The organism is Polaromonas sp., from assembly GCF_030680935.1.
In the GTDB taxonomy this organism is placed as follows: Bacteria; Pseudomonadota; Gammaproteobacteria; order Burkholderiales; family Burkholderiaceae_C; genus Polaromonas.
Genome location: NZ_JAUXUP010000073.1, coordinates 25,765 through 37,940 on the forward strand (window position 1 = coordinate 25,765; position 12,176 = coordinate 37,940).

Here is a 12,176-nt window from a genome sequence, read left to right on the forward strand (position 1 = left end):
AAACAGCTACTGAATTAATAGCAATTTTGATCCTGCCCGTCATCCCGGACTCGATCCGGGATCCCTCCTGGCATCGCGCAAATGCCGGGCCAGCGCAACATGGTTGGCGGATCGGGTCCGCCATGACCGCCTTAGAGAAAACGCTCGAGCAGCCGTCGCGACGCCCGGTCCAGCGCGCCCATGTCTTTCACGCTGAAATGCACGCCGTGGCCGGCGGCGATCAACAGCGACTGGCGGCTCAGGCGGCGTATGTCTTCTTCGCCCTTGAGCACAAACGAGGTCTCGCCCCGGTCGGTGTCTACCCGCCAGGTGCTGGGTGTGCCAAAGCTGGAGACACTTTTCAGCGCCGTGATCTCGGGCACAAAGTCGCGCAGGGCCAGCTCTTCCTCCAGCAGGCTGCGCAGCGCCGGCGGCAAGTTGTCCAGCCGCTCCAGCCAGGCGAGTTCATGGCCCTCGCTGCTGACCAGCGAGATGCCTTCACCTGGGGCGGCAATCGGAAAGGCACGCACCGGAACAACACCGGCGTGTTGCCGGCCCTGGCTGTCGGTCAGCAGCAGGCGGCCTGAAGCGTGGCGTTCAAGCACGAAAGAAATCAGGGGTGTTGCCTCAGACATTGCCACTCCGCTGCGCGGTATGCGCCACCTGTGAGGTGGCCAGCGCAATGCGGCCTTCTTCGGCATCAACATTGCCTTCGCTGTCGACCTGGCGCGCCTGCGCTTCGTAAAGCCGCCAGTAGGCGCCCTGTTTGGCCATCAGCTCGTCATGCGGGCCGACCTCCACCACCTGACCACGGTCCATCACCACCAGGCGGTCGGCCTTGCGCAAGGTGGACAGGCGGTGGGCAATCGCAATCGTCGTGCGGCCCTGCACCAGGTTGTCGAGCGCTTTCTGGATTTCCTGCTCGGTCTCGGTGTCCACCGACGAGGTGGCTTCATCCAGAATCAAAATGCGCGGGTCTATCAGCAGCGCGCGCGCAATCGAGATGCGCTGGCGCTCACCGCCCGACAGTCCCTGGCCGCGCTCGCCGACCAGGGAGTCATACCCCTGCGGCAGGCGCAGAATAAATTCGTGCGCATGGGCGGCACGGGCGGCGGCCACAATCTCGGCGCGGCTGGCGCCGGGTTTGCCATAGGCGATGTTCTCGGCAATCGTGCCGAAGAATAAAAATGGCTCTTGCAGAACCAGGCCGATGTTGCGCCTGTAGTCGGCGACACCAAAACGCCGGATGTCGGTGCCGTCCACACTGATGCTGCCGTCGGTCACGTCGTAAAAGCGGCAGATCAGGTTGACCAGCGTGCTTTTGCCCGAGCCGCTGTGGCCGACCAGGCCTATCATCTCGCCCGGTTGAATCACCAGATCCAGCCCACGGATCACCGCGCGGTTGCCGTAGCGAAAGCCCAGGCCGTTCATCTCGATGCGGCCCTGTAGCGGCCCCATGGCCACCGGATTGGCCGGCTCGGGCACGTTGGAGACGTGGTCAAGGATGTCAAAGATGCGCTTGGCGCCGGACGCAGCTTTTTGCGTCACCGACACAATGCGGCTCATGGAGTCGAGCCGTGTGTAAAAGCGGCCAATGTAGGCAATAAAGGCGGTCAACACCCCCACCGTGATCTGCTGTTTGGAGACCAGCCAGATGCCAAAAGCCCAGACCACCAGCAGGCCGATTTCTGTCAGCAGCGACACCGTGGGCGTGAACAGCGACCAGACCTTGTTGAGCTTGTCGTTGACCATCAGGTTGTGCACGTTGGCATCGCGGAACCGCTGGGCTTCGCGCTTTTCCTGGGCGAAGGCCTTGACCACACGGATGCCGGGAATGGTGTCGGCCAGCACATTGGTCACCTCGGACCAGACCCGGTCTATCTTTTCAAAGCCGGTGCGCAGCCGCTCCCGCACCGCGTGGATCATCCAGGCAATAAACGGCAAGGGCAGCAGGGTCACCAGCGCCAGCCAGGGGTTGATGGAAAACAGGATGACGGCGGTCATCAGGATCATCAGCACGTCGGTCGCAAAATCCAGCGCATGCAAGGAAAGGAAAACATTGATGCGGTCAGTCTCTGAGCCGATGCGCGCCATCAGGTCACCGGTGCGTTTGCCGCCAAAGTAGTCCAGCGACAGCTCCAGCAGGTGGTCAAAGGTAGCGGTGCGCAGGTCGGCGCCTATGCGTTCAGACACCAGGGCGAGCAAATAGGTGCGGGCCCAGTTCAGACCCCAGCCGACCAGCGCGGCTGCCAACAAGGCACCCAGGATGGCCAGCACCTTCCACGACTCGATCTGTTGACCGTTCTGGAACGGGATCAGGATGTCGTCAATCAGTGGAATCGTCAGATAGGGCGGCACCAGCGTGGCGGCGGTGGATGCCAGCGTCAGGGCAAAACCGGCCGCCAGCTGTCCCTGGTAGGGCCGGGCAAAGCGCCACAGGCGCAGCAGCACCCAGGTGGACGGCGCCGTGTGCAGCTCCCGGGCGCAGGCCGGGCAGTCGTCGCTGTCCGGCGGCAAAATGGCGTCGCACAAGGGGCACAGGGCGATGTCATCACCGCTCAGGCTGTCGCCCTGGGGTTCAGCCTGTTTGGCAAAGAGACGTACCAGACGCAAAACCTGCAGGTTGACCGCCAACGTGAAACGCCAGCTTGCCAGCCGCTCATCGCCAAGGTGCAGCTCCAGGGTACCCACGCCGGCATGGTCGAAGTGGCGCAGGGACAGCGCCGGTCGGCCGCTTTGCTGCAAAGGCCAGCTGCGCCATTGGCCGGTTTCGGGGTACCTGGCCATCAGGCGCTGGTCGGTCAGGGCCAAGCAGCCGGGGGAAAACCGAAGTTGCTGATTCAGGTCAACCAGCACCATGCATAGAACGTTCTCATGGCTGGCGAGTTGCGCGTGCAGGTCTGTCTGTGCCTGGGCTGCCTCACTGGGGGCGTCCGCCGGATGGGAATGTTGCATTGTGAAGTGAAAGCGGAAAAAACCGGTGCGAGGGAGGGTTTTGGTACCGGAAGCTGCATTTTCGCCTATGAACCAGCCCGCCGATCCGACACTTTGCCCGCATAAAACTTGAACACGCCTGCCGGACGCCCGACCATCCAAGAACGTTGCCCCGGCCCGACCGGTTGACCGAAACACCAAAACATGAGTAAAAAGGACGACATCCAGCTGCTGCGCATCAACTACCTGCGCGGCCCGAATATCTGGACCTACCGACCGGTGCTGGAAACCTGGCTTGACCTCGGTACCCTCGAAGACTTCCCGTCCAACCTGCTGCCGGGCTTCAGCGACCGGCTGGTAGCCCTGCTGCCAGCGCTGGTGGAGCACCACTGTGGCGTCGGAGAACGCGGGGGGTTCATCGAACGCCTCTATGAAGGCACGTGGCTCGGCCACGTGCTCGAACATGTGGTCATCGAACTGCTCAACCTGGCCGACATGCCGACCGGCTTCGGCCAGACACGCAGCACCTCGCAACGCGGCATTTACCGCATGGTTTTTCGTGCGCGCGACGAGCAGGTTGCCCGCAGTGCGCTGGCCGAGGGCCACAGACTGCTGATGGCTGCCGTCAACAGCAGCACCGATGGCCCGGCGTATGGCGTGCCTGAACTGCAGGGCGCCGTTGACCGCGTGCGCGCGAAAGTCGACGAGTGTTACCTCGGCCCCAGCACGGCGGCAATTGTGGCGGCAGCCACTGAGCGGCGCATTCCGCACATTCGTCTGAACGACGGCAACCTGGTACAACTTGGCTACGGCGCTGCCCAGCGCCGCATCTGGACCGCTGAAACCGAGTTCACCAGCGCCATCGCCGAAGGCATCGCTGGCGACAAGGACCTGACCAAAAGCCTGCTGGCCTCCTGCGGCGTGCCGGTGCCCGAGGGGAAAATTGTCAACAGCGTGCAGGCAGCCTGGGAGGCAGCGCAAGAAATTGGTCTGCCGGTGGTGGTCAAACCGAGCGACGGCAACCACGGGCGCGGCGTCTCTCTGGACCTCAAGACACAGGCGCAATTTGAAGACGCTTTTCACCTCGCGGCCCGGCACGGCAGCGAGGTGATGGTGGAACGTTTTGTGCGAGGTCATGAGCACCGCCTGCTCGTGGTCGGTGGTCGGGTGGTGGCTGCCGCCCGGGGCGAAACTGCGTCCATCACTGGTGACGGCAAGGCCAGTGTTGCCGAACTGGTAGAAACCCAGCTCAACACCGACCCCCGGCGCGGTCCGAGCGAAGACTTTCCGCTCAGCCCGATACGCATCGACACCGACACCGCCATCCTGCTGGACCTGCAGCGCCAGGGGCTCACCCCCACTTCGGTGCCCGCGACAGGCCATGAAGTGCTGATCCAGCGCAACGGCAATGTGTCCATCGACTGCACCGATGAGCTTCACCCTGACGTGGAACACATGGTCTCGCTGGCGGCCAGGGTAGTGGGTCTGGACATCGCCGGCGTCGATCTGGTGGCGCAGGACATCTCCAAACCCTTGCATGCCCAGGGCGGCGCGATTGTCGAGGTCAACGCCGGACCAGGGCTGCTGATGCACCTCAAGCCGGCAGAAGGCGCGCCGCGCCCGGTCGGCCGCGCCATCTGCGAGCACCTGTTTCCCGTCACCTCCGACACCACCGGCGCCGGGCGTATTCCCGTGATCGGTATCGCCGGTTCCGCCGGAACCCACAGCATTGCGCGCCTGGTCGCCTGGCTGCTGCAGCTGTCCGGCCGTTACACCGGCCTGGCCTGCCGCAGTGGCCTGTTCCTCGACGGGCGCTGCCTGGACGCCAGCGACTGCACACACTGGGAGGCCGGCCAGCGGCTGCTGATCAACCGCGCGGTGCAGGCGGCGGTGTTTGAAAACGGTGCCGACACGATTTTGCGTACCGGCCTGGCCTATGACCGCTGCCAGGTGGGCGTGGTCACCGATCTGGATGGCCCGGACACGCTTGGCGATTTCGACATCTTTGACGACGAGCCGATGTTCAAGGTCATGCGCTCGCAGGTTGATGTGGTACTTCCCGAAGGGGTTGCGGTGTTGCATGCCGCACACAACCGCATTGTCGATATGGCCCCCCTGTGCGACGGCGAAGTCATTTTTTACGCCACCGACCCAACGCTTGCAGCCATCACTGCGCACCTGGCGAGCGGTGGGCGTGCGGTTTTTGTGCGTCAGGGGCAAGTGGTGCTGGCCACCGGTTCCAGCGAAGTCTTTTTACCCGGCCTGGACAAGCTCAGCGCCTGGCAGGGCCGCCATATTCCCACCGCCGAAGCAAATCTGCTGGCCGCCATCGCGGTTGCCTGGGCGCTCGGCATTTCCCTCGGCCTGATTGGTGCGGGCATTGAAGCCTTCGAGTCCAGCGCCACCCAGACCGGAAAGGCCGCACGATGAAAGTCTCCCGCATACGCGCCCTGCGTGGTCCCAACCTCTGGAGCCGACACACGGCGCTTGAAGCCATCGTCGCCTGCACTGAGGCAGAAAGCGCCATCGACAACCTGGCCGGTTTTGAGCCGCGTGTGCGTGCGCTCTTCCCCGCAATTGGTGCGCTCAGGCCGGGTGGTTATGAGGGCCCGGTATCGCTGGCCCATGTGCTGGAGTCGGCGACGCTGGCCTTGCAGGCCAACGCCGGCTGCCCGGTTACTTTCAGCCGCACGTCGGCCACCCCAGAAAGCGGTGTTTACCAGACCGTGGTGGAGTACAGCGAAGAAGCGGTAGGCCGCCTGGCGCTGGAGCTGGCGCAAGCGCTGGTGCATGCCGCCCTGAACGAAACCGGCTTCGACCTGGACAGCGCATTGGCGCAGTTGCGCGACCTTGATGAAGACGAACGCCTGGGGCCCAGCACCGGCGCCATTGTGGATGCAGCGGTCGCGCGCGGCATTCCCTACAAACGCCTGACCAGGGGCAGTCTGGTGCAATTTGGCTGGGGCGCACGCCAGCGCCGCATCCAGGCGGCCGAGCTGGACGGCACCAGCGCGGTGTCCGAGTCCATTGCCCAGGACAAGGACCTGACCAAAAAGCTGCTGCTCGCCGCCGGAGTGCCGGTGCCCACGGGCCGGCCGGCCTCCGACCCGGACGATGCCTGGTCCGCCGCCGAGTCGATCGGCCTGCCTGTCGTGGTCAAACCCCAGGATGGCAACCAGGGCAAAGGCGTCACGGTCAATATCGTGACCCGCGACCATCTGGACATCGCCTTTCATGCAGCTGCCGCACATGGCACCGTCATGGTTGAAAAATTTCTCCCCGGAGACGACTTTCGCCTGCTCGTGGTGGGCAACAAGCTTGTGGCGGCCTCGCGGCGCGAGCCACCGCAGGTGCTCGGCGACGGCCTGCACACGGTGCGCGAGCTGGTTGATATAGTGAACCAGGACCCCCGCCGGGGAGAAGGGCACGCCACCTCGCTGACAAAGATCCGGTTTGACGAGATTGCAGTCGCGCGCCTGGGGGTACAGGGTCTGACGCCCGAATCGATTCCGGCACGCGGTCGGCGTGTGGTGCTGCGCAACAATGCCAACCTGAGCACCGGTGGCACCGCCACCGATGTCACCAGCGATGTCCACCCCGAGGTTGCCGCCCGCGCGGTGGCAGCCGCCCAGATGGTGGGCCTGCACATTTGCGGCGTGGATGTCGTCTGCGAAAGCGTGCTGCGCCCGCTGGAAGCGCAAAGCGGTGGCGTGGTGGAAGTCAACGCCGCGCCCGGCCTGCGCATGCACCTGTCACCGTCCTATGGCAAGGGCCAGGCCGTTGGTGGCGCCATGATCAACGAGCTTTTTGCGCCCGGTGACGATGGCCGTGTGCCGGTGGTGGCCGTGACCGGCACCAACGGCAAAACCACGGTCACGCGCCTGATCGCCCACCTGCTCACCGCCAGCGGTTTGCGCTGCGGCATGACCAACACCGACGGTGTCTGGGTCAATGGCCGGCAGACCGACAGCGGCGATTGCAGCGGTCCGAAAAGCGCGCGCAATGTGCTGATGCACCCGGATGTGGATGCCGCCGTTTTTGAAGTGGCGCGCGGCGGCATACTGCGCGAAGGCCTGGGCTTTGACCGCTGCCAGGTGGCCGTGGTCACCAATATTGGCAGCGGCGATCACATTGGCATGAACTACATCACCACGGTGGAAGGGCTGGCTCTGGTCAAGGGCGTCATTGTGCAGAACGTGGCGCCTGGCGGCTTTGCGGTGCTCAATGCCGCAGACCCGCTGGTGGCCGCCATGGCGTCCGCCTGCCCTGGCAACGTGATTCTGTTTGCAGCCGACCGTCACCTTCCCCTGATGGCCACACACCGGGCCCAGGGCAAGCGCACCGTTTACGTGGATGGCAACGCGCTGGTCGCCGCAGAAGGCGCCTGGCGTGAGCGGGTGCCACTGCAAAATATTCCGCTGACACGTGGCGGCAGTATCGGCTTTCAGGTAGAAAACGTCATGGCGGCGCTGGCGGCGGCGTGGGCCGTCGGCGTGACCTGGGACACCCTGAAAAGCGGCCTGGCCAGCTTTGTCAGCGACGCGCACAATGCGCCGGGCCGCTTCAACGTACTGGACTACCGGGGGGCGACGGTGATCGCCGACTACGGTCACAATCCCGACGCCATGCGTGCACTGGTGGGGGCGGTGGACGCCATGCCTGCTCCCCCCGGCCAGAGGCGCAGCGTGGTCATCAGCGGGGCCGGCGACCGCCGCGACAGCGATATTCGCGACCAGACCATCATCCTGGGCAAAGCATTTGACGATATCCTGCTGTACCAGGACGCAGCACAGCGCGGACGCGCCGACGGCGAGGTCATGGGCCTGCTGCGCGAAGGTCTCGAAGGCTTGAACAAGGCCAGCCGCACCAGCCGCATCGACGAAATTCGCGGCGAGTTTCTGGCGATCGATACCGCGCTGGAGCGCTTGCAGCCGGGCGACCTGTGTCTGATACTGGTGGATCAGGTGCAGGAGGCGCTGGCTCATCTGGCTGAGCGGGTGAAAGAGACGCGTGACTTTAAACAGGTCGCGGCGGAGTGAGCTTGGGGCCGCTTGGTCTGGCCCCGGGTGGGCTGAGTTTGCCTTCTTTGCCACGAACGTCAGCGGTCCGCCAGCAGGCCGGGCTCAATCGATTTTGTCAGGGCATCACAAACAAAACCGACCTCCGGCCCATACCAATCCTGCGCAACCAGCTATCAAATATATAGCAAATGGCGTGGCTGCCACTCCGGCACCCGGTTAAACTCTCCCGATGGCCTGGAACGCAACTCTTTCCCTTGACTACTCCGTTCAGGCCAGCAAAACCGTCGCCCACTTCCGCCACAGCGGGCCGCTGCGCATTTTGCAAAGCCTTTACCCCGAGGGTGACGCGGTGTGCCACAACGTGCTGGTGCATCCACCGGGCGGGCTGGTGGGTGGCGATACGCTGGACATCTCGGTCACCGCTGCTGCCGGCAGCCACGGCCTGATCACCACGCCGGGGGCCACCCGTTTTTACCAGTCACTGGGCGAAGCAGCACTGCAGCGCAGCCACATCAAACTTGCCGCCGGTGCGCGCGGCGAATGGCTGCCCCAGGAGGCACTGTGTTACAGCGGCTGTCTGGCCGAAAACCACCTGACGCTGGACCTGGCACCCGGTGCCGAGCTGATGGGCTGGGATGTGACGGCGCTCGGTCTGCCCAGTGCCGGACAGCCATTTGTGCAGGGTAGTTTTTGCCAGCACATCGAAATGCCCGGCGTATGGCTGGAGCGCGCCCGCCTGGGTGCCGATGATCTGCTGCTGCTGAACAGCCCACTGGGCCTGGCCGGGCAGCGATGCATCGCCACCCTCTTTTTTGTGGCGGGCAGCAAGCTGGAACGCCCGCGTCGGCAACAGGCGCTGGACCTGGCCCGGCAAGTGATGGAGACCCACCCGCTGAGCTCCAGCGCAGGTGTCACCAGCCCGGATGCGCAGGTGGTGGTGTTGCGCGTGCTGGCGCCACTGGTGGAGCCGGCGATGGGCTTGCTCAAGCAGGTCTGGGCGGCCTGGCGCCAGCATTTCTGGCAGAAGTCAGCACCTGGCCCGCGCATCTGGTCGGCCTGATACCGGCGCACTGATAGCTGCCGCCTACAGGTATTTGAACGCTCGTCCTACTGCCTCTTCGCAGGGTGTGCGCAGAATGGGCACTGGTCATCTGCAACCGAAAACCACCAGCGAGACACGTATGAAAATCCTGCTCATCCCTACCCTTGTCGCGACCAGCCTGCTGTTCACCGCTTGCTCCAGCACCACCGAAAGCGGTGTGGTGGGCGCATCGCGTTCGCAGTTGCTGCTGGTGTCCTCCGCAGAGCTGGACCAGATGGCCGTGCAAAGCTACAACAAGCTCAAGGCCGAAGCTGCAGCCAAGGGGGTGCTCAATACCGACGCCGCCATGCTGGCGCGTGTGCGTGCCGTCGCGGCCCGCATCCAGCCGCAAACTGCGGTCTTCCGCGCCGACGCGCCACGCTGGCAATGGGAGGTCAACCTGATTACCAGCGAACAGGTCAACGCCTTTTGCATGCCAGGTGGAAAAATCATGTTCTACACCGGGCTGATTCGCAAGCTCAACCTCAGTGACGACGAAATTGCCGTCGTGATGGGCCACGAGATTGCCCATGCCTTGCGCGAGCATTCGCGCGAGCAGGTGTCCCAGGCGGCTGCAGCCCAGACGGCCATCGGAATTGGCACCCAGTTGCTGGGACTGGGCGGCGGCACCACGCAATTGACGGGTGCGGCCTATGAAGCGCTGGTGGCCACGCAATTCAGCCGGTCGCATGAAAACGAGTCGGACCGCATCGGCCTGGAGCTGATGGCACGGGCCGGCTACAACCCCCAGGCTGGCGTGACTTTATGGCAAAAAATGGCCAGCGCGGGCAGCGCGGGCGGTGGCGGCTTTCTCAGCAGCCACCCCAGCGACAGCAGCCGCGTGGCGCAAATCCAGGCACTGCTGCCTACGGTGATGCCGCTCTACCTCGCGGCGCGGCGCTAAGCCGGCGTGCGCCGCTAACCGGCCTGCGTCAACGCTTTGGCGCGGCATCAGATTGACTGGTTGAAGCAGGCAGCACTCCACTCTTCCTGCATAAATCGCGGTCCCGGCGATGTAGGGCGAATTACTTCGCGGGACTGGAAACCATGGAGCCCCATCACGCCGCCATGACCACCACCGAAATTTACCTGATCGCCCTGGCGATCATTTTCACGGTGCCCTACCTGATCTGGCGCGTCTTCAAGACCGATTACTACGCGCCGCTCGTGGTGGTGCAGATCATTGCAGGCATCCTTCTCGGTCCCGGTATCCTCGGCAAACTTTATCCTGACTACTACGCCTTTGTTTTCAGCGCGCCCGTGGTGCAGTCGCTCAACGGCATCGCCTGGTGGGCCGTGATGGTGTTTGTGTGGATTGCCGGTATCGAGCTGGACCTGCACAAGGCCTGGGTACATCGGCGCGAGAGCACCATCACCGCCAGCCTCGCGCTGGGCACCCCCTTGCTTTTCGGCTGTACGGCGGCGGCAGGCATGCTGATGTATGAGGGCTGGGTCGGCCAGCGGGGCATGCGCTGGCAGTTTGTCATGGGTGTGGGCATGGCCTGCGCCGTGACCGCCCTGCCCATCCTGATTTTGCTGATGGAAAAACTCGCCATTCTGCGCCAGCCGATTGGTCAGCGCATCCTGCGTTACGCCAGCCTGGACGACATCGCGATCTGGGGGGTATTGGCCCTGATCCTGATGGACTGGGAGCGCGTCGGCCGGCAAGCCGGTTTTCTGGCCGCCTTTGCAGCGCTTAGCTACCTTTTCCGGAAATTGATGGTGTGGATGCCGGAGCGCGATCGTTGGTACGCTAGTCTCATCTGGCTGATCATCTGCGCCTTGGGCGCCGACTGGGCAGGCCTGCACTTCATGGTTGGCGCTTTTCTGGCCGGCGCAGTCATGGACAACGACTGGTTCAACCAGGAACACATGGACATGCTTCGCCACCACGTGCTGCTGGTGATGATGCCGGTGTTTTTCCTGAGCACCGGCCTGCGCACCAACTGGTCGGTCGGCGGTGAAGCCGTGTTCATCGCCGCAGGGGTATTGCTCGTGGCCTCGGTGGCCGGCAAGCTGATCGGTGTCCACATCGCCGGCAAGGTGCTGAAATGGGCGCCGGGTGAAAGCGCCATCGTTGGCTGGCTGCTGCAGACCAAAGCCTTGATCATGATCATCTTTGCCAACATCCTGCTGGACAAACAGATCATCACCAACGAAACCTTCACCGCCCTGCTGCTGATGGCCATTGCCAGCACCATGCTGACGGTTCCGATGGTCGCGCCCAGGCTTCAGCGCATGAAAGAGATTATTTTCCGGTCGAAGTGACGATGGCTAAATGGCAACGAGTTGCCGCACGCCGTGGGCCTGCATGTCCTTGCCCTGGCCGCGCGCGATGAATTCGCCGCGCTCCATCACCAGGTAGTCGTCGGCCAGTTCCTCGGCAAAGTCGTAGTACTGCTCGACCAGCAAAATCGCCATGTCACCGCGGTCGGCCAGCATGCGGATCACACGACCGATGTCCTTGATGATGCTGGGCTGAATGCCTTCGGTCGGTTCGTCCAGGATCAGCAGCTTGGGCTTGGCCGCCAGCGCGCGTGCAATCGCCAGTTGCTGCTGCTGACCGCCCGACAGGTCACCACCGCGGCGGCTCAGCATTTGTTTGAGCACCGGAAACAGTTCGTACAGCTCCGCCGGAATAGGCGTGCTGGCGCTTTTGTAGGCCAGGCCCATGCGCAGGTTTTCCTCGACCGTCAACCGCGCAAAAATCTCGCGGCCCTGCGGCACAAAGCCGATGCCGGCGCGAGCCCGCTCGTACGGTGTGGCGTTCTGGATGGGCTTGCCATCGAACGCTATGGTGCCTGTCTTGATGGGGACCAGACCCATCAGCGACTTGAGCAAGGTGGTTTTGCCGACGCCGTTGCGGCCCAGCAGCACAGTCACTTTGCCGAGGTGGGCGTCCAGGCTCACATCGCGCAGGATGTGGGAGCCGCCGTAGTACTGGTTGACGTTTTTGACGTTCAGCATTTGTTGATCTCCATCAGGCTTGTTGGAGCTTCGAAGCCGTGGTGGTTCGCCGGCAAGCCGGGGGTTGCCCGGCGGCAAGTAACTTTCTTTTGCGTCGCTGTATAGACCGGAGACATGGGAAACAGGTGTGCGGAGACATAGGAAACACCTTGGAATCTCATCAGGCTTGCGTCAGGGTATTCAAGTCGAGCCGC

Annotated in this window: 9 protein-coding genes; 5 read left to right on the forward strand and 4 right to left on the reverse strand. The window is 63.6% G+C overall.

Features of this window, described 5'->3' with window-relative positions; genetic code table 11:
- Positions 1 to 131: 131 nt before the first annotated feature.
- Complete coding sequence (locus Q8L50_RS17410; RefSeq protein WP_305349896.1) at positions 132 to 614, reverse strand: DUF1854 domain-containing protein; 483 nt, start codon at positions 612 to 614, stop codon at positions 132 to 134.
- Positions 607 to 2,934, reverse strand: a complete 2,328-nt coding sequence (locus Q8L50_RS17415; protein WP_305349897.1) for an ABC transporter ATP-binding protein — start codon at positions 2,932 to 2,934, stop codon at positions 607 to 609. The genes Q8L50_RS17410 and Q8L50_RS17415 overlap by 8 nt, the downstream gene beginning before the upstream one ends.
- 183 nt (positions 2,935 to 3,117) lie before the next feature.
- On the opposite strand from Q8L50_RS17415, the gene cphA (Q8L50_RS17420) reads away from it, so the two are divergent.
- The 5 genes from cphA (Q8L50_RS17420) (at position 3,118) to Q8L50_RS17440 (ending at position 11,283) form a co-directional block, all read left to right on the forward strand.
- Positions 3,118 to 5,343, forward strand: coding sequence for a cyanophycin synthetase (gene cphA / locus Q8L50_RS17420; protein WP_305349898.1), 2,226 nt, complete (start codon positions 3,118 to 3,120; stop codon positions 5,341 to 5,343).
- Complete coding sequence (cphA, locus tag Q8L50_RS17425; RefSeq protein WP_305349899.1) at positions 5,340 to 7,952, forward strand: cyanophycin synthetase; 2,613 nt, start codon at positions 5,340 to 5,342, stop codon at positions 7,950 to 7,952. Before cphA (Q8L50_RS17420) ends, cphA (Q8L50_RS17425) begins: the two co-directional genes overlap by 4 nt.
- Before the next feature lie 211 nt (positions 7,953 to 8,163).
- Positions 8,164 to 8,994 (forward strand): urease accessory protein UreD, encoded by an 831-nt coding sequence (locus Q8L50_RS17430; RefSeq protein ID WP_305349900.1) that lies wholly within the window; start codon positions 8,164 to 8,166, stop codon positions 8,992 to 8,994.
- Between the two features lie 121 nt (positions 8,995 to 9,115).
- Positions 9,116 to 9,919: a M48 family metallopeptidase gene (locus Q8L50_RS17435; protein ID WP_305349901.1), complete on the forward strand. Its 804-nt coding sequence runs from the start codon at positions 9,116 to 9,118 to the stop codon at positions 9,917 to 9,919.
- A 164-nt stretch (positions 9,920 to 10,083) separates the two neighbouring features.
- The gene (locus tag Q8L50_RS17440) at positions 10,084 to 11,283 is read left to right on the forward strand and encodes a cation:proton antiporter (RefSeq protein WP_305349902.1); all 1,200 of its coding nucleotides are present in this window, start codon (positions 10,084 to 10,086) and stop codon (positions 11,281 to 11,283) included.
- Between the two features lie 6 nt (positions 11,284 to 11,289).
- Here Q8L50_RS17440 and urtE read toward each other — a convergent pair whose 3' ends face one another.
- Both urtE and Q8L50_RS17450 read right to left on the reverse strand, forming a co-directional pair.
- Positions 11,290 to 11,982, reverse strand: coding sequence for an urea ABC transporter ATP-binding subunit UrtE (urtE, locus tag Q8L50_RS17445; RefSeq protein WP_305349903.1), 693 nt, complete (start codon positions 11,980 to 11,982; stop codon positions 11,290 to 11,292).
- A partial coding sequence (locus Q8L50_RS17450) for a hypothetical protein (RefSeq protein WP_305349904.1) occupies positions 11,976 to 12,176 on the reverse strand: 201 nt, incomplete at its 5' end. The genes Q8L50_RS17450 and urtE, both read right to left, overlap by 7 nt.